The organism is Flavobacterium sp. CAU 1735 (assembly GCF_039888695.1).
Lineage (GTDB): Bacteria > Bacteroidota > Bacteroidia > Flavobacteriales > Flavobacteriaceae > Flavobacterium.
This window is the reverse complement of sequence record NZ_JBDQQQ010000001.1, coordinates 145,800-170,958: the sequence shown is the minus strand read 5'-3', so window position 1 is coordinate 170,958 and position 25,159 is coordinate 145,800. Positions and strand designations below refer to the sequence as shown.

At 39.0% G+C, this 25,159-nt stretch carries 17 protein-coding genes and 1 tRNA gene; 15 read left to right on the top strand and 3 right to left on the bottom strand.

What is annotated here, in order from left to right; genetic code table 11:
* Positions 1-238: 238 nt before the first annotated feature.
* From AAFN64_RS00940 to AAFN64_RS00895, 10 genes are all read left to right on the top strand, one after another.
* Positions 239-7,453 (top strand): FG-GAP-like repeat-containing protein, encoded by a 7,215-nt coding sequence (locus AAFN64_RS00940; protein WP_347758976.1) that lies wholly within the window; start codon positions 239-241, stop codon positions 7,451-7,453.
* Positions 7,435-8,100, top strand: a complete 666-nt coding sequence (locus AAFN64_RS00935) for a hypothetical protein (RefSeq protein WP_347758974.1) — start codon at positions 7,435-7,437, stop codon at positions 8,098-8,100. The genes AAFN64_RS00940 and AAFN64_RS00935 overlap by 19 nt, the downstream gene beginning before the upstream one ends.
* A gap of 221 nt (positions 8,101-8,321) precedes the next feature.
* Positions 8,322-8,627, top strand: a complete 306-nt coding sequence (locus AAFN64_RS00930) for a hypothetical protein (protein ID WP_347758972.1) — start codon at positions 8,322-8,324, stop codon at positions 8,625-8,627.
* A 113-nt stretch (positions 8,628-8,740) separates the two neighbouring features.
* Positions 8,741-9,553 carry a hypothetical protein gene (locus AAFN64_RS00925; RefSeq protein ID WP_347758971.1) on the top strand — a complete coding sequence of 271 codons (813 nt, stop codon included), beginning with the start codon at positions 8,741-8,743 and terminating at the stop codon, positions 9,551-9,553.
* Positions 9,554-9,575: 22 nt separating this feature from the next.
* Positions 9,576-10,211: a LemA family protein gene (locus AAFN64_RS00920; protein WP_347758969.1), complete on the top strand. Its 636-nt coding sequence runs from the start codon at positions 9,576-9,578 to the stop codon at positions 10,209-10,211.
* 127 nt (positions 10,212-10,338) lie between these two features.
* The gene (locus tag AAFN64_RS00915) at positions 10,339-11,253 is read left to right on the top strand and encodes a hypothetical protein (protein ID WP_347758967.1); all 915 of its coding nucleotides are present in this window, start codon (positions 10,339-10,341) and stop codon (positions 11,251-11,253) included.
* Complete coding sequence (locus AAFN64_RS00910) at positions 11,250-11,510, top strand: hypothetical protein (RefSeq protein ID WP_347758965.1); 261 nt, start codon at positions 11,250-11,252, stop codon at positions 11,508-11,510. Before AAFN64_RS00915 ends, AAFN64_RS00910 begins: the two co-directional genes overlap by 4 nt.
* Before the next feature lie 251 nt (positions 11,511-11,761).
* Positions 11,762-12,661, top strand: coding sequence for a tlde1 domain-containing protein (locus tag AAFN64_RS00905; RefSeq protein WP_347758964.1), 900 nt, complete (start codon positions 11,762-11,764; stop codon positions 12,659-12,661).
* A gap of 18 nt (positions 12,662-12,679) precedes the next feature.
* Positions 12,680-13,084, top strand: a complete 405-nt coding sequence (locus tag AAFN64_RS00900) for a hypothetical protein (protein ID WP_347758963.1) — start codon at positions 12,680-12,682, stop codon at positions 13,082-13,084.
* A 285-nt stretch (positions 13,085-13,369) separates the two neighbouring features.
* Entirely contained in the window at positions 13,370-13,849 is a 480-nt protein-coding gene (locus tag AAFN64_RS00895) for a hypothetical protein (RefSeq protein WP_347758961.1), read from the top strand.
* Between the two features lie 4 nt (positions 13,850-13,853).
* On the opposite strand, the gene AAFN64_RS00890 is transcribed toward AAFN64_RS00895, so the two are convergent.
* Together AAFN64_RS00890 and mce are read right to left on the bottom strand one after the other, a co-directional pair.
* Positions 13,854-13,927, bottom strand: a tRNA-Ile gene (locus tag AAFN64_RS00890).
* 46 nt (positions 13,928-13,973) lie between these two features.
* Positions 13,974-14,378, bottom strand: coding sequence for a methylmalonyl-CoA epimerase (mce, locus tag AAFN64_RS00885; RefSeq protein WP_300487509.1), 405 nt, complete (start codon positions 14,376-14,378; stop codon positions 13,974-13,976).
* 114 nt (positions 14,379-14,492) lie between these two features.
* Here mce and rbfA point away from each other — a divergent pair, with 114 nt between their 5' ends.
* From rbfA to AAFN64_RS00870, 3 genes are all read left to right on the top strand, one after another.
* Entirely contained in the window at positions 14,493-14,885 is a 393-nt protein-coding gene (rbfA, locus tag AAFN64_RS00880; protein ID WP_136403449.1) for a 30S ribosome-binding factor RbfA, read from the top strand.
* Positions 14,886-16,085, top strand: coding sequence for an FtsX-like permease family protein (locus AAFN64_RS00875; RefSeq protein WP_300487515.1), 1,200 nt, complete (start codon positions 14,886-14,888; stop codon positions 16,083-16,085). It begins immediately after the preceding gene.
* Between the two features lie 162 nt (positions 16,086-16,247).
* The gene (locus AAFN64_RS00870) at positions 16,248-17,675 is read left to right on the top strand and encodes an MATE family efflux transporter (protein ID WP_347758958.1); all 1,428 of its coding nucleotides are present in this window, start codon (positions 16,248-16,250) and stop codon (positions 17,673-17,675) included.
* Positions 17,676-17,740: 65 nt separating this feature from the next.
* Here AAFN64_RS00870 and dusB read toward each other — a convergent pair whose 3' ends face one another.
* Positions 17,741-18,733 (bottom strand): tRNA dihydrouridine synthase DusB, encoded by a 993-nt coding sequence (dusB, locus tag AAFN64_RS00865; RefSeq protein ID WP_300487584.1) that lies wholly within the window; start codon positions 18,731-18,733, stop codon positions 17,741-17,743.
* Positions 18,734-19,071: 338 nt separating this feature from the next.
* On the opposite strand from dusB, the gene lepA reads away from it, so the two are divergent.
* Entirely contained in the window at positions 19,072-20,868 is a 1,797-nt protein-coding gene (gene lepA / locus AAFN64_RS00860; RefSeq protein WP_300487520.1) for a translation elongation factor 4, read from the top strand.
* A 202-nt stretch (positions 20,869-21,070) separates the two neighbouring features.
* Complete coding sequence (locus AAFN64_RS00855) at positions 21,071-25,123, top strand: choice-of-anchor L domain-containing protein (RefSeq protein ID WP_347758956.1); 4,053 nt, start codon at positions 21,071-21,073, stop codon at positions 25,121-25,123.
* Positions 25,124-25,159 lie beyond the last annotated feature (36 nt).

Genomic DNA, 25,159 nt, shown 5'->3' with positions numbered 1-25,159 from the left:
TAAACTGGAAAGAAAGATCACTTTTTGGCCAATCTAAAAAGGCAACTTTAATTTTCCATTCCCAACTCCATAACAACTGTTTAAAAATGCAGGAATAAATAATTCTCCTCGCTATTTAGTTTTTAATCTTTCGAAGAAACAGTTCGGAACCATAAACATTTATGTGTTCATCACACATCTTCCCTCTCTCCTGTTAAGTGAATTTTCTGTTGATTTTTCGATTCAATACCATTCAATTATGGCAAAAAAAATTGCACCTTTCCTTATGCTATCAGCCTTATTTATGCTTATTCCAGCTGCATCACAAACACCACACAAGGGGATATCCGAAGTGGGCATCACCGCAGGAAGACTATCAGTGTCCCTGTCCGGTGCAGCAAACTATACGATTCCTATCGAAGTATTACCCGGAATAAAGGATATTGTCCCTCAAATCAGCTTGTCGTACGACAGTCAGAGCGGAAATAATATCGCCGGTTATGGCTGGTCGGTTTCCGGACTCTCGTCCATTACCCGAATTCCATCCACCAAATATCATGACGGAATTTTTGATCCTGTCGACTTTGATCACCTGGATCGTTTTGCGCTCGATGGTCAGCGGTTAGTGATTAAAAATGGTACCTCCGGCACTTATGGCGCCAATGGAACGGTATATGAAACCGAAAATTTTTCGACTACAAAAGTGACCTCTTTTGGTGTTTCTCCATTAGGTGCTACCTATGGCCCTCAGTATTTTCTGGTAGAATACCCTGACGGTTCAAAAGCTCAGTATGGCAACCACCTCGAATCGCGATCGGAAATAAAATGGTCTATCGACTATTGGGAAAACCCTCAGGGTATCCGCATCAACTATTCTTACGCCAAGTTTTTAAACATTTCCCGCATCATGAGAATAAGCTATGGTGCTATTGGCTCGAATCCGGGATACAATACGATCTATTTTGATTATAAAAAAAGAAATCGTTCCGAAAATGCCTATATCGGCGGAATTCCTTTTACAGAAGCCTATATACTAAATTATATACTGATACACCCAACCAATTTTTCCGATTATCATTATAGAAAATACACCTTAACCCATGATATCAATTCATTAGGTTATGAAAGGCTAGCCAGTATTACGGAGTCCTCAGAATACGGAGGCATTGTTAAAAGTCGGAATCCTACTGTTTTTACCTATGATGACACACCCGACACTCTTACTTACAATCCAATTACAACAAACTTATCGGTAAACAATATAAGCTACAAAAATGCGGCAACTGTTACCGGAGATTTTAATGGTGATGGGAAGACAGATATTATTCTGTATCCGACTTCCGGATCGGATACCCAAAAAAAATACTGGCTGTTTACCGACTTTCAGGAAAGCCAGTATAACATCGGATCAGAAATACCCGTACCCGAATCTTTCGATGAAATCGTCCCGGTTTCATGGCTGGGCGGGAGTTCTTCCTATGGCTACAAATTAATGCAAACACAAGCCTGGACATTAATTAAAACCAATCCATCCGACAATACAACAACTTTCAGCACCTACGCGGCAGGAACGGCTTCTCCGGTGTATTTTCAGTACCGCAAGTCGTACGTATTTCCAGAGCTTATTTACTACAACAATGAACAATATTATAGCAAAGAACTTTCTTTTCAGGATTCGTTCCTGTTTCGAAAATTCAGATCAATTCCTAACAAACCGACCGAGGAACGAATCGTTGTAAACATTCCTAAAGTTTTTTTAAGTGGCGATTTTAATGGTGACGGACTTACCGATCTTATTGCTGTTGAAAAATCGATCTCCTATACCCAAACATACGAACATAACACTTATGATCGGGTACGTTTAGGAGGAGGTTCTTATTTTGTGAATCTGGATAAGCGATTAACGAATGACTTTGTGAATAATGCCGGACAATTGGCAATGACCGACTATAGCATTATTCGAGTTGTGGATTATAATGGCGATGGTAAATCGGACATACTGGTTTTCGATTCCGGAAAAGTGACCATATATACGCTTAACGACAACAACCGGTTAATTCAATTATCTACCTATGCTGATAGTAGTATTAATTTGAATTACCCAATCCTTATGGGTGACTATAATGGCGATGGAAAAGCAGATTTTATACTTCCAACCGGTAACGGTCATAACTTTGTTAAATATTCCTCGACAGGCATATCCTTTATAAAATCCAAGCACAATTACAGCATTCCGTATAACCCGAGTACACAGGAAAATGATTGCTCTTTTGTCCGTCATATTATTCCAACCGATTTTAATTTAGACGGAAAAACAGACTTACTGTATGTGGAGAATATCGGCTGTGGTAACTCCGGAAAAGCCTCTATTACGGTTCAATATTATAAAAACACCAGCACCAATTTTGCTCCCGCCGGTAGTGCCTCAACTCCTGCTTCGTCAACTGTCGACCGATATTCTCTTCCGGCTTTTATCAGCTTTGACAAAATCAACAACAGTCAGGATATCAGTTTTATCTCTAAAAACAACATTTTTAATTTTAAAACAGCCAAATCTAACGCAAAAGACACCAAATTAAATTCAATAACACTTGGTAATGGCGTACAAGACCGCATCACCTACCATCCGCTGATAGCTCCGGACACCAACACTTTTGACCTTGTATATAACGATAGTCCCAACATCGAAAACTATCCGAATGCCGATATCAGCAATGCACCTTCTATTTCGGTAGTCTCCCGACTGGAGCGACAAAGTAAAAACGAATATAAAAAACAGGATTATAAATATTGTGGCGCGGTATATAACGTCGATGGATTGGGTTTTTTAGGCTTCCGATCCACCATGAACACCAATTGGTATAACGACAATAATGCAGTCATTTCCACTATTTCGAAATTCGATATTTCCAAGCGCGGCGCTTTATCCGAAAGCTATACCGTTACCGGATTGGCTATCCCATCGGCGCATTTTACTCCGACATCATTTATCATTAAATCGACCAATACGTATTCCAGTACACTGCTTCCCAATAAGGTGTTTAAAATTAAGACAGACACCTCAACTACTATAAACAGTCTGAAAGGCACCACAACCGAAATAGTCGCCACCTATGATGATTTCAATAACCTGTTAACCAATACCACTGTTAACAAACGAGGAAATACGGTTGACAAAAAAGCGGTGGTTACTTTGAAATATTTCAACCAGCCACAAGGAACTCCGTATAGCATTGGTCGTCCTACCCAAAAGAATACCGAAACCTATGGCGATGGTCAAATGAACACAGAAGAAATATACACCTATACGGCCAATAATTTAGTATCGGAAATCAAAACCAAAGGACACAATACCGATTATGTGACAACACGTTATGAATACGATACGTTCGGAAATATCACCAAAAAAACACTGACAGCAAACGGGATGGCACCCCGAATTAATAGTACAGAATATGACACGAGCGGTCGTTTTATCACAAAAAGTACCGATATAGAAGGACTGAATACAATATATACCTATAACGACCTGAATGGATTACCCGTAAGCATTACAACTCCTGATGGCAGAACCCTAACCAATGAATATGATCTTTGGGGACGAAAAACAAAAGCAACTGATTATTTCAACACTACTTTTATCTATTCGGGTGTCGATGAAAAAGCACTTGTAAAAGTTTTCGGTGATGATGGCAGTTATAGCGAATCGCTATCAAACGACCTTGGAAGGATTATAAAATCCGGCGTTAAAAACATTGACGGTTCGATTAGCTATATCGATTATGTATACGACATTTACGGGCACACTATCAAAAGTAGTGAGCCATATACTGGTTCAGCACCAAGTCAGTGGAATATCGTTAAATACGACCAATTTGACCGAATTATCCAGAGTATTGCCGCAACCGGAAAAACTCAGATCCTAACATATACCGGTTTAACGACCAGCATATTCGACGGTTTAAAAACCGAAAGCATTACTAAAAATGCTGCCAATAGTATCCTTTCCAAAACCGATGATATCAGTTCAGGCAACGCTATCACGCAGCAATACTTTGCCAACGGCAGACTAAAACAGGTAAATTATGGCGGTAACAGTATTGTTACAGAACAAGATGGCTGGGGTCGAAAAACAAAACTCGAAGATCCTTCTGCCGGAACCTATCAATACAAATACAATGCATTGGGAGAAATCATAACCGAAGAAACCCCTAAAGGAACTATCGAATATACCCGGAATGCATTGGGCCGCATAATAGCAAAAACAGTACAGTCAAATGACAACTTCTATACCACGTACAACTACAATACAGACGGAACACTGGCGGGCAGCATTATGAATAGTTTAAACTCCTCTGATGATTCCCACATCGAAAACTATGAATATGATGATTTTAAAAGACCTCAAAAAATTAGTACTACCTCAAAAACAGGAACATTTATAAAAGAGCTAACATATGATACCTTTGGAAGAGTCGACAAAGAAAAATTAACCGCAACTTCGTTAACAAATAACAAGACCAGTACCCAAACCTTTAAATATACCTATAAAAATGGCTATATCCATCAGATTTTAGACAATGCAACCCATCAGGTATTATGGTCTGCAAATAGTGTTAATCAACGAGGACAACTCACTAACAGCTCTTTTGGAAATGGTTTAACACAAATAAACACTTATGACACCTATGGATTCCCTTCCGTTTTCGAAACCCGGAATACATCCGAATCATTATTTAATTTCACAACTACTTTTGATCCTGTCAGGGAAAATCTAAACAATCGTTCCAATAGTTTATTCGCCTCCTACGAACCGTTTGAATACGACAATCAGGATCGTCTGGTAAAATGGAATAAAGAGCTTGTTACCCTTCATAGTGACGATTTTCATTCGGGAACCGGTGAATTCGGAACACAACTCGGCGCGGTGACCTCCAATCAGAACGAACAGTTAAAAGTAACCGCAACGCAAGGTTACGCCGGGGTTAGAAAAACCATACTTACTCAGGCTAAAGTTGGAGACAAGTTTTCCATAAAAGTCAAAGTTGCTAAAGGAACTACGAATCAAGTCCGCGTTTTAGTAGTAGAATCTGATCCGGCAAGCGGATTATGGAATGAATCCTTTAAAGGTTATGCTCAAAATGGTATTCTTGAATTCGAGCATACCGTAACCCAGTATCCTTATGTAACGTTAAATATCGACAAAGATGGATTGGGTAACGATGTCGGTACGGCAACATTCTTTTATATCGATGACTTATGGATTGGAAAACAAATCATTGAAACGCAGCACTACGACGATCGTGGCCGTATTACTGAAAATAATTTAGGTCAATATAATTACACCAATGCCGACAAGGCCTATCAAAACACTTCCATCGACCTGAACATAGAGGACGCTTCCTATTATCAAAACCGCGAAGGGATTTTTAACGACGGCATGGAAGAACAAAAAGGATGGTCAGATTTAGGTATCGGATGGAGCATTTTTGGTCAGCCAATATATGACGATTCCAAAGCCAAATCCGGAAAATATTCGCTAAAAATTCATAATCCAACCGACTCGGATAAAACACTACATTCCGATTACTGGATTCCGATTGATAACCCGCATGGCACCTATTATACCTTTTCCGGATGGGTATATAGTGATGGACCCTCATCGCAGATTTTTCTGTTTATGAACTCCGAAATCGAAACCGGGTATTATACTATCGTGGCCGATAAGTATACTGAACTGACCCACCAATGGGTGTATCTGGAGCGAACCGTCTATGTTCCTTCTAACATTAAAAAACTAAATATTCGGGTTGACAATAATGGTGGTGGAAATGTTTGGTTTGACGATATCCGGATTCGTAAAACTAATAATCCGAAAACCGATTTACGACAGTTGGACGTTAAATACGGTATCTCCCAAAAGCCCACAACTATTACCGAAACCGGTGTCGAAAAAATCGATTTCAAATACAATGATACTAGCTATCGAACTGCGATGTTTTACGGTGGATTTCAAACGAATATCACGCAGCGGCAATTCCGTAAGGATTATGGTTTTGGCGGTAGTGTCGAAATCACAACCAATCAAAATACCGGAGAATCTTCTTTTGTCTTTTTTGTAGGTGGTGATGCCTATTCCGCTCCTGCAATTATAAAAGACAACGGAACAACAGCCGAATACCTCTATTTACACCGTGACTATCAAGGCAGTATACTCGCGATTACCAATCAGTCGGGTGCCATTGTTGAAAAACGCCTTTTCGATCCGTGGGGTGCAATTGTAAAAGTACAGGACGGACAAAGTCGCAACTTGGCAGGGTTAACCATTTTAGACAGAGGGTATACCGGACACGAACATATTCAAAGCGTAGGCATTATTAATATGAACGGACGGATATACGATCCGAAATTACACCGCTTCCTGTCGCCCGATGCTTATATTCAGGATACGTATAATACGCAAAACTATAATCGTTATAGCTATTGTTGGAATAATCCACTAAAATATAATGACACTAGTGGGGAATTTTTCACATGGAGTATTGGTAAAAATGGCATAAGTCTGGGATTTAACCTTACACCTATGGGAGCACCATTAGGAGCAGGAATTAACATTAGGTGGAGTGATGGCGGCTCAGTAGGCGTGTATAGTGAAATAGGTTTTCGTGTAGGTGGCACAGGCTTGGGATCAGGTGCTACGATAAGCCAAAGCTTCGATTATGGTTTTCGCTCCGGTAGTTGGAGTACAACGACAGGTGCTGCTGTGTATGTTTCATTTGGAGCTTTTAATGCTGGAGGAAATATTTCTTATACTCACAACATGAATAGTGGGCTAGGTTCTTTCGATTGGGGAGTAAGTGTTGGCATAAACTTTCTTGGAAATGATGTCGGGGGAATGGGTATGAATATCGGATATGGGTCAGGTGGTTGGACTTATGGAACAGGAGGATATTATAACCCTTGGGCATGGAAGGACAATCCTGCTTATGAACCTGATAAATGGAATGATGGTGGCGATGTATATACTGACGCGGATGGCAATATAATTGATTTTGATCCAACAATACAACTCACCAACAATTGTTACAGCTATGCTTTAGATGATATTGATAATGGAAATCCTTGGGGATTACAACCTGGAAATGATGGTGAGCATGCTATTACCAGCCATTCTGCTATAACATTAGATAATGTAACAAAAGCAGCGATAAGTGATGGTCGAATTAAACAACCTAATTTCTGGAACAGGTTAGGTTTTGGAAAAAATGGCTATTATTCCGTATATTTAGTTATTGACCAAGGAAATGATTATCACTGGTATCGCCAGGATAGAGGAGGCAACTGGTCTCATAAACCGGGGATAACTCCTATTAGGAATGTCGATTACTCAGGACGTCTAATTACTAATCCGATACGTGCCCATCATGGTAATTATCAAAATGGAGGAATAAAATTATGGGTCAAAAGAAGATAGTTTTTTTGTTATCATTGCTTACTTTATCAAGTATGCATACTTATTCACAAGGTTTGTCCACTAAAGAATTACATTGGAAAAAAAAGGAAGAAATCGTAAATGAACTCTATGATTCAATGAATAGTTTCATAAAAGATACAACTCCTGTCATTGTAAAAAATAATAAAACAGCATTTTTTGAGATGGATTTATCCGATTGGTTTAATAAAATTTTCAAAAAAAACAGAATTGACAAAAAACTCACTTTACAAAAACAAAAGAAACAGCAAGAAACTAAAGACTTTCTTGAATCACATTTTGTTTTCTCAGACACTATTACTGAATTTGTCTTTTTTGATAAAAATAAGATACTAGAATGGGGCAAAAATCAAGTCCCTTTTTCTTCAGTCTATTCGAGAGATGTTAAAACTAAAAACAGTACAATTTTAATTTTGAAAGTTATAGGGTGTTCAGGTTTACCCTGCATCAATATCTATATTTTTAAGAAAAAAGGCAGGTTTTGGTCATTAATTATGAGTTCAAATGCACAAATAAAAGAGCCATTTACGATAAATGTCGATACTAATTTGGAAAAGATACTATTTAAAACAAAATTGGGTAAGATTATAAGCGAATTACCTTATACTGCTCTAGATAATGAATTTTAATGTATTTAGGCAATAATCAGGTTCGAATACTTTCTGATACATATAACTTTGAACAGCACGGTGCATACTTAAGTTCACCCATTAGAAATCCAGCAAATACTATAGGTAGATGGGTAGCTGGTGACGGCATTCAATATAAAATTAACTTCACAGGCGTAAATACAATAGTTACACCTGTTCCAAGAGTTTACAATTTCGAAAGAGGACCTAAATACTAGACTATGAAAAGAGCACTAATTATTTCAACAGCAATCACATTATTATCTTGTAATACATCTGATAATTACTATAAATTACCATTCGGTGGATATGAAGTCGATTTTGAAGGAGGCAGTAATAATAGACTTATGAAAAATAATGAACTGTTAATTAATAGTGGACTTGTTGATTGCAAGTATAATGAGAAATATTTATTAATTTCAGTTGACACAACATATTCGATGGAACCAAAAAAAGTAATCTCCTTTATTTTTCACAAGACATTATTAACGATACCATTATCAGAAAGATTACATATTCTGAATTGAGAAAGATTATTAAAGAAAAGTCTTTAGAAGATATTGATATTACAAAATAAAAAAGAAAATAGTTAAATTCTGTAAAGCATAAGAAGCCTAAGTAAAACAACCCGTTAAAATATGTGGACTATAGCGGGAAAACCTACGGTAATGAACACAACAATCCAGAAGGTCTTAGTTCCGGAGGTCAAATTGGCATTGGAAGTCTAATCCACTTAACTGTAGACAACTACAATCGATGGAGAATCAAAGACTGGGGCAACCAGGTTTTTAGTGCCCGAAATTATAACAATGCGGTTAATGACGTGACCAACTTTTTTGATTCTTTATACAGTTCCTTTAAATCCCTGTTTGGCGGTTCTCCTAAAACTCAGGCACAGCCTATCGCAACACCGCAGTTTTCGAATTATCAAAGTACAACAGGCTGGCAGGAAACGGGATTTAATAATGCTGCTAATAGTGGGGTGAATCATACGATCTATCAACAAGATCCACCGACTAAAAGAGAGCGAATAGCAGAAAGGCTAGGCAAAAGGTTTAAAAGGAATGAAAATAGAATAATGGCACAATCTCTCGTTGCGGAAGCCTTACTTGCAATTACTGAACCGGGAGAATTATTAACAGGATTTAGAGAACATTTCGACAAAGTATATGGGAATCAGCAAAGTCATGATATTAATAAAATATACTCTCAAGGCATAGAGATAGTAAAAAACATTAAAAATAGCTTTGGAGCAGGAGAAATAACAGATTATATGTTGCTTAAAACATCCGCATCACTATATGTTAATATTATATATTTACATGCGGAGAATAGTACATTGTCAACTTCAATAAAATATCTGGATAGAAATACTTATTATAAACATGTAGCACCTAACGAAAGACCTCGAGGTGGAGGCTTTAGTGGCGATGGTATAGGAAGCGGATGGTAAAAATTCATTAAATATAGTAGACATGAGAAAAGCATTAATAATTTCAGTAACCGTATTTTTAATTATTACTTTGTTATTTATGGGTTTATATTTTGTCTATAAGAATAGTACTAAAAATAATTTAGACCATAAACTAAAAACCCTCAATAACAATTGGACTGAATTACTACATATACAAGATAAAAAAAACAGTCTTTTGAGAATTTTAGTTAATGGAGGTTCACAAAACATTCAATATACAGATAGTTTGAGTATATATTTAAGAGAATATAATGCAAATCGAAAAGATATAGGAGAATGTAATCCTGATTTGGTTTATAAACAATATTTATCGAATAAATATATGCTTCCCCTCATAAAGTTCTATTCTGAAAATGATCAATTAGTCAATATTGATAAGAAAAACATACTAAAGAACACACTAGATAATATAGAAAAAACAAATACGGTTGTTGAAAAATACAATTCGAGTGTTAGGGATTATAATCTATACTATTCCACATTTCCCAATTTTTTAATAGCAAAATCGTGTGGTTTTAAAAGAAAAGATTATTTTGAAATGCGATTTGGTGTGGAAAACAAAGATCCCAAAATAACTCAAAAAGAAAGAAGAGAATGGCAACGAAAAATTGAAATGGAGCACGGATTAAGCGAGTAGCTATTCAAAAAGGTATTAATCCCTTAAATTACACCGTTTCCTGTCGCCGGATACTTATATTCAGGATCCGTATAATACCCAAAACTATAATCGCTATGGGTATTGTTTAAACAACCCGTTAAAATATGTGGATTATAGCGGGGAAATTTACGGCAATGAACACAACAATCCGGAAGGTCTTAGTTCCGGAGGTCAAATTGGCATTGGAAGTCTAATCCACTTAGCTGTCGACAACTACGATCGATGGAGAATAAAAGACTGGGGCAACCAGGTTTTTAGTGCCCGAAATTATAACAATGCGGTTAATGACGTTACCAACTTTTTTGATTCTTTATACAGTACCTTTAAATCCCTGTTTGGCGGTTCTCCTAAAACTCAGGCACAGCCTATCGCAACACCACAGTTTTCGAATTATCAAAGTACAACAGGATGGCAGGAAACGGGGTTTTTAGATGGGGTTAAATATGGTGGCGATGGCAGTGGCAGTTTTATGGATTACCTTCATAAATTTGTATATTTAACGGATCAGATAAATCCCATTGCTTTAGCCTGGGATGGCCTAAGCGGTTATATCACCGGTGAGGATCGATACGGAAATGCACTAAGTGGTACGGAATCCGGAGTGAAGTTAGTTTCTGCCATTCCGATAGCAGAAGCAGAAATGCTAGCCGCGAATGCATTATCAAAAGTTACAGCAAGAGTTAGTAGCAGTTTTGCAACTAGAAGTATTGCTAAAGCGGGGGGTAACATTGCTACTAAGGGGGGTATTAAGACCGCAAATGGCATTGAAATCACGGGTTTTTCTAAACACGGATTAAATAGAATAATAGAAAGAGGTGTTAAACCCAATAGTATTTTAGACGCAATAAAAAATCCATTGAAAACAGGAAATATTGTTACTGACCAATTCGGTCGCCAGAGTCAACGTTTTATTGGTAGATATGCCGAAGGCGTTGTTAATCCACTGACAGGGCAGATTATATCTGTTAATCCGACATCTTCAAGTAAGGCTGTGAAACTTTTAAAACAATTAGGACAATGATATTAAAACTAAACAAAGATCAGTTTGACTATCTGAACTATAGTCTTCCTGAAGAATACGGAGCATTAAAATTAAAGCTGAAGCATATCAGGAAAGAAGATCAATTTATTATTATAGAAATTGATATAGAAACTGCCAATGAAATACGTGATTGGGCAGGTCATGAGCTACAGAAAAAAGGATTTGACATAAATTATGAGTTGACTTTTGAAGGTAAATTATTAGAAAAACTTATAGATTTATTTTATGTAGAATAAAAAATGGTTGTACTTCCTCAATAATGTTTTTTGCAGTAAATACAAACGCTGCAAATAGTGTTTTGGGTATAAGAAAAAAGAGAATGGCAACGAAAAATTGAATTGGAGCACGGATTAAGCGAGTAGCTTCAAAAAAGGTGTAATTCCCCAAATTACACCGCTTCCTGTCGCCCGATGCTTATATTCAGGATACGTATAATACGCAAAACTATAATCGCTATGGGTATTGTTTAAACAACCCGTTAAAATATGTGGATTATAGCGGGGAAATTTACGGCAATGAACACAACAATCCGGAAGGTCTTAGTTCCGGAGGTCAAATTGGCATTGGAAGTCTAATCCACTTAGCTGTCGACAACTACGATCGATGGAGAATAAAAGACTGGGGCAACCAGGTTTTTAGTGCCCGAAATTATAACAATGCGGTTAATGACGTTACCAACTTTTTTGAGTCTTTATACAGTTCCTTTAAATCCCTGTTTGGCGGTTCTCCTAAAACTCAGGCACAGCCTATCGCAACACCGCAGTTTTCAAATTATCAAAGTACAACAGGATGGCAAAATACCGGATTTAGTAATAACGCTAATAGTGGGTTGAGTTATGCACTTCATCCATTAGAACAAAGAGGAGCTGATTATCTTGTTTATAATGGATCAGATATTACTTGGTACGATGGTAAAGGAAAGGTTATTGATCGATTTCCGGCAACATCTGGGTTACCTGGATATCAAAATTCAAGTATGCAAAATACGCCTAATGCTGGCCCAATACCTGAAGGGAATTATAATACTAATTTAAGTTTAGATACTAACAGAACTGTAGCTATTAATGCTTCTATTGGAGAAACTCTTCCTGGAATGGGAATTCAAAAAATACCATCTACATATACAACAAATTCAGGAAACACATATAGTTATCCCGGTTGGGGTACAATAAGAGCAAGATTAACTCCCAGTTCAGAAACAAATACTTTTGGCAGAAGTAATTTTTATTTACACAATTCTCATAAAGGATACTCACATGGTTGTATCGAAGTCGGAAAGGGATTTTTCCCTAAACTAATTAATTATGCTCAAACACATTCATCAATAAAAATTATTGTTAATTATCCAACACCTAATACTTCGACGTTAGGCAAAACGTATTACTAAAATTAAATCTATTATATTATGAAAAGTTTGCTTTTTTTGTATGTTTTTCTTTTTTCTGCTTTAACCTTAAATAATAATGATAGAATCAAAATTGAAGGTTTAAAGAAAAGTTATAATCAAAACCAAAATATTGAGTTTACAATTAATAATAATTCTGAAAAAAAATATTATTACATAAGCATCGAATATTATGACAATCGTTGGATTGAACTAATCAATGATATAAGTCAACCAGAATCAAGAGTGTCCGTCATAAATCTTATTAACTCACATCAAATAGTAAAAAAGAATATATCTATTAAAAAAGTTTTCTATTTGAAGAATTTTTTAAAGTTTAAAAAGTTTAGATTAAAAATTGTATATGGCAAATCATCAGATAAAATTAACACCACTTATTTCTCTAATAGCTTTGAAATAATATAAGTCGACAGCTAATTTTTTGCCTAAATGCTTTCACGACAACTACGATCGATGGAGAATAAAAGACTGGGGCAACCAGGTTTTTAGTGCCCGAAATTATAACAATGCGGTTAATGACATGACCAACTTTTTGATTCTTTATACAGTTCCTTTAAATCCCTGTTTGGCGGTTCTCCTAAAACTCAGGCACAGCCTATCGCAACACCGCAGTTTTCGAATTATCAAAGTACAACAAGCTGGCAGGAAACGGGATTTATTAATAGTAGACAAAATAATGTATCACATGCAATGATGCAGCAAGACCCAATAAAACAACCTTGGGATACAAATGGTGATGGTAAACTACAAAAAAGTGAGGCTGATAATTGGTGGTTAAATGGAAAAGGTAAAGACATTTATGTAGATAATAGATTAATTGATTGGTCTGTTTTAGAAGTTAAGGCTACTGAATATTTTTCAATTGAAACCCATGAAGCTTTTGTAAAATTAAAATATGAAACAGCAGCAACTTATGGAGGAACAGCATTTAAAAAAACTGGTTTATTTACAATAGAGGTACAAGATCAGAAATATCATTATAATTATAGACCAAATAATAGCACTAAAAATGTGATTCGAAATATAATGACCAAAATAGGAGAACCTGTGGGTCAGATGCCTGCTACAGGAGTCATATATACCAAACACAAACACCTGACAGGTTTTGAAAACCTGTCAGGTGTAAAATCAAAAAAGCCCTACATTTCTGTAAGGCTTTTCTTTTTTTAACCAGTGGTCCCACTTGGGCTCGAACCAAGGACCACCTGATTATGAGTCAGGTGCTCTAACCAACTGAGCTATAGGACCGGTTTAGAGGCTGCAATATTACTACTATTTTTCGTTTAGTGCAAACTTATTCCGAAATTTCTTGACACAGTTCTACCAGTACACCATTGGTCCCTTTAGGGTGCAAAAAGGCCACTAGTTTGTTATCGGCGCCGCGTTTTGGTGTTTCGTTTAATACCGTAAATCCCTCCGATTTTAAACGGGCGATTTCCGAAACAATGTCTTCTACATCAAAAGCAATATGGTGAATCCCTTCGCCTTTTTTCTCGATAAACTTGGCAATCGGACTATCCGGAGTGGTAGCCTCCAATAACTCGATTTTATTCGGCCCATTCATAAAAAAGGATGTCTTCACTCCTTCACTAGCCACTTCCTCCTGTTTGTAGGCCGGCGCACCGAATAATTTTTCAAAAATAACATTGGACACTTCCAGGTCTTTTACCGCTATCCCGATATGCTCTATTTTTCTCATTGTACTACTTGCTGTTTTGTTTTTTTGGTCGTTATCTTCCGAAAACAAAGATAAAAAACTTTATCCGCCACCAACTTTAAAACTTTACAATCCAAAAAATTGTACTTTTGCATCATGGAAACAAATAGACAAAAAAAGATAGGAACCGTTTTGCAGAAAGATCTTGTTGATATTCTGCAGGGCGAAGTGCGTAAAAACGGAATTAGCAATCTAATTATTTCCGTATCGAAAGTAAGTGTAACCACCGATTTATCTATCGCCAAAGTATACCTGAGCATTTTCCCGGCCGACAAAGGTGCGGAAATTCTAAACGCTATCCGTAGCAACACTCCATTGATCAAACACGATTTGTCACAACGTGTAAAACTACAATTGCGCAAAGTGCCCAATCTGGCTTTCTATATCGACGATAGTCTTGATTATATCGAGAAAATCGACAAAGCATTAAGCGGCGACGAAAATCCGATCGAAAACCCGGAACTTCTAATCAAACGAAAAAAATCGTAATTGAATTTCCCGTTTTACATAGCCAAACGATATACCGTTAGTTTTAGCAAAAGCACCGCGATCAATATCATTACCGGTATTGCATCGCTGGGTATTATTGTTAGTGCTATGTCTTTATTTGTCGTGCTTTCGGTGTTTAGTGGCCTACGGGAGTTTAGTCTTTCGTTTGCCAACGATACCGATCCCGATTTAAAAATGTTCGGAAAAACCGGCAAATTTCTAACCATAAGTCCGGAACAGGAAAAACAGCTCAAAAACACCAAAAGCATCGCCCTTTTTAGTAAAGTGGTCGAGGAACGCGTCCTGTTCTACTTTAACGGTAAGGAACAGGTGGCTTATTTAAAAGGTGTGGATAGCATCTATCGAAAAATCAATCCGTTTGAAAAGAAAATTTACGGCGGTCAATGGCTCAATCCAAATACCAGTCAGGTAGTCGTGGGATATGGCATTACCAACAAATTGTCGATGGGACTTTTCGATTACAACAACACCTTTGAAGTTTTTGTACCCAAACCCGGCAAAGGTACGATTGACAATCCGAACGATGCTTTTAACAAAGCGGTTCTGGTTCCGATTGGGATTTATGCCATCAACGAAGATCTGGACAACAAGTACGTTTTTTCCGATTTAGGATTGGCGCAGGAATTATTACAGTACAAACCCAATCAGGTGACTGCCATCGAATTTCAGCTTAAAGCCGGAGCCGATGAAAATCAGGCGTTATCCGAAATCAAATCGATTTTTAAAGACACCGTTTCGATCAAAACCCGTGCGCAGCTCAACGACAGTCTTTACAAAATGCTGAATACCGAAAATATTGCCGTATACCTGATCTTTACATTAGTGATCATCGTGGCATTATTCAATCTGATCGGTGCCTTGATCATGATGATTCTGGATAAAAAAGCCAATCTGAAAACACTTTTTAATCTCGGTGCCGAAATCAAACATCTGAGAAGTATTTTCTTACTTCAAGGAAGTTTGATTACCGTAACCGGCGGATTAATCGGTTTAGTACTTGGTATTATTGTGGTTATCCTGCAAAAACAGTTTTCATTGATCATGGTCACACCAACAATGGCCTATCCGGTGGTTTTCGATATTATGAACATCCTTACCGTATTACTGACGATCGTTATTTTAGGCTTTCTGGCATCGCTTATCGCCTCCAGCCGCGTGAGTAAAAAATTATTGCAATAGATTTTCTCCTGAAAAATAAATTCTATATTTGTCGCTCATTATAACTGAACGCCGATGAAAGTTTCTGCATCGTCCTAACCTATCCGGAGATAATTTAGGACATTTCGATTTCACTTCCCTTCCCGTTTACCGGGATCTTATCAATCATTAATCCTAATTATTATGACAGAAACAAATAGGCCGCAAGGCACTCTTTTTAAAATTTTCAACACCATCAAACAAGCCCTTAAAGGGGACGAAAACTTCGATTATACCAGTGGTAGTATCAAAAAAGCGGTAATCCTGCTGGCCATTCCTATGGTTTTGGAAATGCTGATGGAATCCGTTTTTGCTTTGGTCGACCTGTATTTTGTAGGTCATTTGGAACATAGCAGCTATGCCATTCAAACCGTAGGCTTAACCGAATCGGTGATCACGATTATCTATTCACTTGCCATTGGAATCAGTATGGCGGCAACCGCCGTGGTGGCGCGTCGTATCGGGGAAAAAGATCCGGTTGCCGCAGCCAAAGCTGGTATGCAGGCCATTATTATTGCAGTTTTTATTAATAGTATTATCAGCATTGGCGGGTTTATTTTCGCTAAAGATATTTTATTACTAATGGGTGCTTCGCAGGAAGCCGCCGATTATGGGGTAAATTTTACCCGTATTATGATGGGTGGTAGCTTATGCATTATACTGCTTTTTCTGATCAACGGAATTTTTCGCGGTGCCGGAAATGCGGCTATCGCGATGAAAAGTTTATGGTTGGCCAATATCTGTAACATCATTTTATGTCCGATATTGATCAATGGCTTCGGACCGATTCCGGCTTTCGGACTTACCGGTGCCGCAATTGCCACGACAACCGGAAGAAGTATTGGTGTGCTCTATCAATTGTATCATTTGTTTAACGGACGGGGCATTTTAAAAATCATCCCTTCCTATTTTGTTCCGGATTCCGAACAGATAAAAGCACTGATCAAAATTGCCGCTCCGGGTGTTTTACAATTTGTAATTGCTTCGTGTAGCTGGATCTTTTTAGCGCAACTGGTCGCTACAACCGGAGGTGATCATGGATCGGCCGGATACCAAACCGCTTTGCGGATCATGATGTTTTTTATCCTTCCAGCCTGGGGATTAAGTAATGCCGCTTCTACCCTTGTAGGACAAAATCTCGGTGCCAAACAGGTAGAACGCGCTGAAAAATCAGTATTGACAACCGCTAAATATAATGTGGCCTTTATGGCTGTAATTACAGTCGTTACATTTTTGTTTGCGCATTATATCATCGGTTTTTTCACCAATGATGTACTGGTAAAAAACATCGCGGTTGAGGCATTGCATATTATGTGCTTAGGCTATGTTTTTTATGGTATCGGAATGGTATTGATTAATACTTTTAACGGAGCCGGAGATACCTGGACACCAACCTGGGTAAACTTTTTCGGATTTTGGTTGTTCCAGATTCCGTTAGCATATCTGTTAGCTAAATATTATAAAATGGGACCAACCGGGGTATTCCTTTCGGTTCCGATTGCCGAAACAGCAATTACGATCGCCAGTATCTTCCTATACCGAAGAGGTCGATGGAAACGTGTTGAAGTATAAAAAAACCTGCCAGATTCATTCTGGCAGGTTTCCTATATAAAAGGGCTGTTCGAACAGCTCTTTTTTTATGTCATCTGATAATCGGCATACGCCTCTTCAATTTCTTCGAATACTTTAAACAGTATCGCTCCATCATCCTGAGTAACCAGTTTCTGACGGTATTCTTTAAATCCGTGGATGCCTTTAAAATAATTGGTATAATGACGGCGCATTTCTACAATCCCAACGCGTTCGCCTTTCCAGTCCATTGACCAGGTAAGGTGATTTCGTGCTGCTTCCACTCTGTCTTTGATGGTAGGTGCTGCTAGTAATTCACCCGTCTCAAAATAATGTTTGATCTCGTTAAAAATCCAAGGATAACCAATCGCCGCACGCCCGATCATAATGCCATCAAGGCCAAAACGGTTTTTATATTCCAATGCTTTTTGCGGACTATCAATATCGCCATTACCAAAAATCGGCATCGTGATTCTCGGATTATTTTTTACCCGTTCGATATGCGTCCAGTCGGAATGTCCTTTGTACATCTGTGCACGGGTACGCGCATGGATCGTAAGCGCCTGAACTCCGACGTCCTGTAAGCGTTCGGCCACTTCATCGATATTAATCGAATCGTCATCCCATCCCAAACGGGTTTTTACCGTTACCGGCAAGTGCGTACTTTTAACCACGGCTTTGGTTAGACGAACCATCAGATCAATATCTTTTAAAACACCTGCTCCGGCACCTTTACAAACTACCTTTTTTACCGGGCATCCGAAATTGATATCTACCAGATCCGGCTCTACGGTTTCCACGATCTTGGCCGATAATGCCATCGCTTCTTCATCACCTCCGAAAATCTGAATTCCTACCGGTCGTTCGTAATCGAAAATGTCCAATTTTTTACGACTCTTCATCGCATCACGGATCAATCCTTCCGAAGAGATAAATTCGGAATACATCAAATCCGCACCATGCAATTTGCACAACCTGCGGAATGGCGGATCACTCACATCTTCCATAGGTGCGAGTAATAGCGGATAATCCGGTAATTCTATATTGCCAATCTTGACCATCATCTACATTTTGCCGCAAAATTACAAATTTTAATCAATTCTTTTTCTTAACGTTACTGTAAAGCTTTGCGTGCTTTTGAGTAGCGCTTTAACCGAAGCCATACTTGTCTTTTCTGAAAATCATCGAATCGGCATAAAAAAGACAGTGATTTCAACACTATCCGCTTGTAACTGACCAACTTTCAATTATATTTGCGGATTATTTCACTACCTTTATATAGGAAATCCCCATATCCGGCTGATTATCTGCATAAAGGCTTATAAAGTCCTTTTGTTTTTTAACAAAGGTATGGCCGATCCGGATTCGGATTTGCTCTTAAAATTGATACAAAACGAAGATGAAGCATATTAGAAATTTCTGCATTATTGCACATATCGATCACGGGAAAAGTACCCTTGCCGATCGATTACTGGACGCTACCCAAACCGTTACCGCACGTGAGCAGCAAGCTCAGTTGCTGGACAATATGGATTTGGAACGCGAACGTGGTATTACTATTAAAAGTCATGCGATTCAGATGGAGTACACCTATAAAGGAGAACAGTACATCCTGAACCTGATCGACACTCCGGGTCACGTGGATTTCTCGTATGAGGTATCCCGTTCGATCGCCGCTTGTGAAGGAGCTCTTTTAATTGTGGATGCAGCTCAGAGTATTCAGGCGCAAACTATTTCCAACCTGTATCTGGCTCTGGAAAACGACCTGGAAATCATCCCAGTTCTAAATAAAATTGACTTACCAAGTGCCAATCCGGAAGAAGTGAGCGATGATATCGTGGATCTGTTAGGCTGTAAGTTGGAAGATATTATCCCGGCATCCGGAAAAACCGGTCTTGGTGTGGATAAAATTCTGGAAGCCATTATCGAACGTATTCCGGCACCAAAAGGTGATAAAGAGGAACCGCTTCAGGCTTTGATTTTTGACTCGGTTTACAATCCGTTCCGCGGAATTGAAGTTATTTTCCGTGTGATCAACGGAGAAATCCGAAAAGGTCAGAAAATTAAGTTTATGGCTACCGGTAATGAATATTTTGCCGATGAAATCGGAACCTTAAAATTAAATCAGGTACCCAAACAGGTAGTATCTACCGGTGACGTAGGTTATCTGATTTCCGGTATTAAAGAAGCCCGCGAAGTAAAAGTGGGAGATACGATTACCGATGCCAAAACACCAACTCAGAATATGATTCAGGGATTTGAAGATGTAAAACCAATGGTTTTCGCCGGTATTTACCCTGTTGACACTGAGGATTATGAAGAGCTTCGTAATTCAATGGAAAAACTACAGTTAAATGACGCTTCGCTGGTATTTAGCCCGGAAAGTTCGGCTGCTTTAGGTTTTGGTTTCCGTTGTGGTTTCCTGGGAATGCTTCACATGGAAATCATTCAGGAACGTCTGGAGCGTGAGTTTAACATGACCGTGATCACTACCGTACCCAACGTTTCGTATTTCGCTTATACCAAAAAGGAACCGGACACGCAATTAATTGTAAACAATCCTTCCGATTTACCGGAACCATCCAGACTGGACCGCGTGGAAGAACCGTATATCAAAGCAACGATCATCACTAAATCGGATTTTGTTGGACAAGTAATGAGTCTTTGTATTGAAAAACGAGGTGTCATCACCAACCAGACGTATCTAACACCGGAACGTGTGGAGTTGACATTTGACATGCCATTGGCTGAAATCGTATTTGATTTCTACGATCGTTTAAAAACGGTTTCCAAAGGATATGCTTCGTTTGACTACTCGCCTATCGGAATGCGTACGTCGAATCTGGTAAAAGTGGATGTACTGTTAAACGCGAACTCCGTAGATGCTTTATCGGCCTTGATTCACGCTGACAATGCCTATAACATCGGTAAAAAAATGTGTGAAAAGTTAAAAGAACTGATCCCGCGTCAACAATTTGATATTCCGATTCAGGCTGCTATCGGTGCGAAAATTATCGCACGTGAAACGATTAAAGCGTTGCGTAAAGACGTAACCGCCAAATGTTATGGAGGTGATATCTCCCGTAAACGTAAATTACTTGAAAAACAGAAAAAAGGTAAAAAACGTATGCGTCAGGTAGGAAATGTTGAAATTCCACAGGAAGCATTTATGGCCGTATTAAAATTAAACGACTAATCATATAAGACCGGATTTTAAAATCCGGTCTTTTTTTTCACTTTTTACGATCGTAAACAATTCCAAATTTCAGACAACTTGTGGACATTTTGCTTTTTTAACAAAAAAAATACGGTTTTAAAAACACAAACCATCCAATCCACTATATTAACACAATAAAAAACGCTTTTTTTAGTAACTTTATAGGCTTAACTCCTAATTCATGAAAAGGGTACTCGTTTTGTTAGTGTTTTTCAGCTGCCTTACTTTTTATGCGCAGGGAATCACTATTGATACCACTTCCCAAACTGTTCCGCAATTGGTAAGCAACACCCTTTTACAGAATTCCTGTTTTAACGAAACCAATTTTCAGTTTTCCTCACATCGCGGTATCGGTCGGTTTACCAATACAAACCCCAATTTCCCGATTCAGGAAGGAATTATTATCCGAAACGGTATTGCCAAATATACCGAAGGTCAATATACCGGATTAAACGAGAGTACCTCTTTAACCAATGCCGGTGATCCCGATTTACAAAATATCAGTAATGCCAGCGGACAGACGCTGCCCATCAGCGATGTCGCTTATATCCAGTTTGATTTCACGCCTTTATCCAGTAGTTTTAGTTTTGATTTCCTGTTTGCTTCCAACGAATATGGAGAATACCAATGCGGTTTCAACGACATTTTTGCTTTTTTGTTAACCGATCTGACTACCGGTGTTACCACAAATCTGGCCGTTATTCCCAATACCAACATTCCGATTTCCGTAAAAACCATTCGCAACAACCAGTACAATTCCGGATGTACATCAGACAATCCGGGTTTATTTGGTCGCTATAATGTTACTAATCCGGGAACTTCGGCCATCAATATGCGGGGAGAAACGGTTCTATTAACCGCTTCATCGGCCGTTACTCCTAACAATCCCTATCGGATTAAATTAGCGATTGGCGATTATAACGATTCCAATTTTGACTCCGCTGTTTTTATCGCCGGAAAGAGTTTTACCACCAATACCGACTTAGGTTCCGACACCACTATTTGTCAGGGTGAAACCATAGTACTACAATCCGGTTTGGGGCCACAAATTAATCATGTCTGGACATTTAATCATGATATTATCCCGGGCGCAACAGCATCGTCTCTAAGTGTAACACAAGCCGGACTTTATAGTGTGATCGCTACCACCACAAACGGGGCCTGTCAGATGACCGACGAAATCGAGATTACCGAGCTGACTATCGGTACGCCAAATGACTTACGGGTTTGCAACACCGGATTAGCCAGTTACCCTTTTGATCTTACTCAGAATAACGCTACGGTTTTAGGCTTGAATCCTGCTGATTTCGATGTTTTATATTATGCTTCACTAGCCGATGCCAACGCCAACAACGCAATTCCCGCTTCAGATATCAGTAGCTATATGAGTGCCGGCAGTCAGACCATATATATTAAAGTCCGTAAACGAAATGGCAGTGTAACTTGCGATAATCTTACTTCGTTTGATCTGATCATCAATAATACCATTGTACCTGGACAGGCTTTAAATATGACAAAGTGTAGCAATCGCAATGGTCTCCTGAGTTTTGACCTGACGGTTGAAACCCCTATCGTTTTAAATGGGCAAAGCCTTAGCGATTTTAGCATTCTGTACTTTACCTCACAAAGCAACGCAGACAACAACACAAACAGTATTGCCAATCCGACGGCTTTTATCGTAAATGCTTCACAGTCGCCAGTTACCATATGGGTTCGGATGACTGATGTTACTAACGCAAACTGCTATGCTCTTACCAGTTTTACCATTACGATACTACCACTTCCATTAGTAGATGTCCTTCCAGATGTTATCGAATGTAATAGTTATGTACTACCTCCTATTACTAACGGAAATTATTTTAGCGGCTCTCATGGATCGGGAACGCCACTTTTTGCCGGTGACGTCATTACTCAACAGGGAACCTATTATATTTATAACACCGCGCCCGGACCTTTGGGTTGTGCCGATCAAACTACCTTTGTCGTAACATTAATTGATCAGATAAGCTTTCCGGATATTGGCTGCGAACAATATATTATCCGCAATTCTCCGGCAGGTAATTTTTATACCGCACCAGGCGGAACCGGAACGCTTTTACCTGTAGGAACAGTATTAACTACCCCTCAGACGATTTATTTTTATGCGGTCGTCAACGGAAATGTTTGTCAGGAAAAAATATACCATATCCGGATTTTACCGCGTCCACTTGTCGACAAACCTGCCGATGTGATTACTTGTAATTCTTATGTTTTACCAACGTTGAACTACGGTAGCTACTATTCACAACCTAATGGCACTGGTCCTCAACTGCCGCCCGGAACCATTATTACTACGTCTCAGGATGTCTATGTTTTTGCTTTTGACGGAGAATGTTCGAATGAACATCATTTTCGGGTAACCATCATCGATGGTCCATCCTTTCAACCGATAACCGCTTGTGGCGAATATACACTTCCCGCTATTGAAGTCGGAAACTATTATACACAGCCCTTGGGTGGCGGAACCGTAATTCCGGCCGGTACGGTGATTTATAATTCACAAACTGTATATTACTATGCTCCAACCACAAGCTCACCCAATTGTACCGATTTTTTAAATTATCAGATCACAATACTCCCGAAACCTTTGGTCGACACACCTGCCGATCGTAGGGAATGCGGACAATATATTCTACCGCCTTTAACAAACGGAAATTATTTTACCGGAACCGGCGGAACCGGAACACCAATGAGTGCCGGTCAAGCTATCATCAGTACCCGAACGATCTATATTTATGCTGTTGCAGCCAATGGCTGTACCAACGAGCACACCTTTACGGTAACGATTCGTCCACGTCCGCCTATCACAAGTTTTACGGATATTTATACCTGTACCTCTTTTATTTTACCAACGCTAACCAATGGAAAATACTATACCGGACCAGGTGGTACCGGAACCGAATTAGCCGCCGGAACCGAAATTTCGACTACACAAACCATATACATCTACAATTATTGGACTGATTTCCCGGAATGTAATAACCAAACAGTATTCACCGTAAATGCGATCGGTGTTGAAGTTGGCACATTTGACGATGTTAAAGCCTGCGATAGTTATACACTTCCCAACCTTACCGTAGGAAATTATTACACACAACCTAATGGTCAAGGTCCGGTTATTCCGGCAGGAACTGTTTTAACGACCAGTCAGACGGTATATGTATATGCAATCTCCGGAAACCGTATCAATTGTACGGACGAAGATGATTTTGTTGTTACTATTTCCACGACGCCGGTACTTCCGAATTTCAACAACGAGGAACGCTGCGGTAGTTATACTCTGCCACCATTGGCTTTGGGTGCTTACTTTAGCGGTAGTGGCGGAACGGGCACAGCCTACCAACCGGGCGATGCGATTACCAATTCACAAACCGTCTATGTATATGTTACAGCGTCCGACAATGTAGATTGTTTTAGCGAAAAACAGTTTCTGGTCACCATATACCCTTTATTAGATCTTAATATAGCCAATGGTACTATTTGCGTTGACCCGATTACTCAGAATCCATTGACATCCTACACCATTACCTCCGGATTAAGTCCCGCTTTATTTACCGTAGAATGGTATCAGAACAACCAACTGATTCATACCGGGCCCAACTATACCGCTACTCAGCCCGGACAGTATACGATCAATACCATAAAACTCACTCCGGAATCAGGCAGCGATTGTAATTATAACCCGACCACAGTTACGATTGATCAATCAAGTACAGCCGTGGCTACGCTTTCCGTTGGAGAGCCTTTTTCTGATGACAGTTCGATTACCGTTAACATAACCGGCGGATATGGTCACTACGAATATCAACTGGACGATAGCTATCCGCAATCTTCCAATTACTTTGATAATGTTTCCGGTGGTGAACACTGGGTAACCGTTACCGATACCAAAGCCAATTGTGGCAGTATCCGACTAAGAGCCTTTATTCTAAAATATCCGAAATTTTTCACACCAAATGGCGACGGTTATAACGACACCTGGAACATCCGCGACCTACGAAATCAGAAAGATGCCCGAATCTATATTTTCGACCGCTATGGTAAATTCCTAAAACAACTTCGACCGGACGGACCGGGTTGGGACGGAACCTATAACGGCTATCCGCTTCCGTCGACCGACTATTGGTTTAAGGTGATCTTTAAAGATAACGGAGAAGAAAAAGAATTTAAATCCCACTTTTCGATGAAACGGTAGGGCTTTCATTTTTAAAGTCCCCGTATTTAACCAGAT

Coding starts and splice junctions, on each gene's coding strand:
- AAFN64_RS00910 (WP_347758965.1), top strand. CDS start 11,250: ATGATATTAAAACTAAACAAAGATCAGTTTGACTATCTGAACTATAGT.
- AAFN64_RS00920 (WP_347758969.1), top strand. CDS start 9,576: ATGAGAAAAGCATTAATAATTTCAGTAACCGTATTTTTAATTATTACT.
- AAFN64_RS00900 (WP_347758963.1), top strand. CDS start 12,680: ATGAAAAGTTTGCTTTTTTTGTATGTTTTTCTTTTTTCTGCTTTAACC.
- mce (WP_300487509.1), bottom strand. CDS start 14,378: ATGAGAAAAATAGAGCATATCGGGATAGCGGTAAAAGACCTGGAAGTG.
- AAFN64_RS00895 (WP_347758961.1), top strand. CDS start 13,370: ATGATGCAGCAAGACCCAATAAAACAACCTTGGGATACAAATGGTGAT.
- AAFN64_RS00870 (WP_347758958.1), top strand. CDS start 16,248: ATGACAGAAACAAATAGGCCGCAAGGCACTCTTTTTAAAATTTTCAAC.
- lepA (WP_300487520.1), top strand. CDS start 19,072: ATGAAGCATATTAGAAATTTCTGCATTATTGCACATATCGATCACGGG.
- AAFN64_RS00855 (WP_347758956.1), top strand. CDS start 21,071: ATGAAAAGGGTACTCGTTTTGTTAGTGTTTTTCAGCTGCCTTACTTTT.
- AAFN64_RS00935 (WP_347758974.1), top strand. CDS start 7,435: ATGGGTCAAAAGAAGATAGTTTTTTTGTTATCATTGCTTACTTTATCA.
- AAFN64_RS00930 (WP_347758972.1), top strand. CDS start 8,322: ATGAAAAGAGCACTAATTATTTCAACAGCAATCACATTATTATCTTGT.
- AAFN64_RS00940 (WP_347758976.1), top strand. CDS start 239: ATGGCAAAAAAAATTGCACCTTTCCTTATGCTATCAGCCTTATTTATG.
- rbfA (WP_136403449.1), top strand. CDS start 14,493: ATGGAAACAAATAGACAAAAAAAGATAGGAACCGTTTTGCAGAAAGAT.
- dusB (WP_300487584.1), bottom strand. CDS start 18,733: ATGGTCAAGATTGGCAATATAGAATTACCGGATTATCCGCTATTACTC.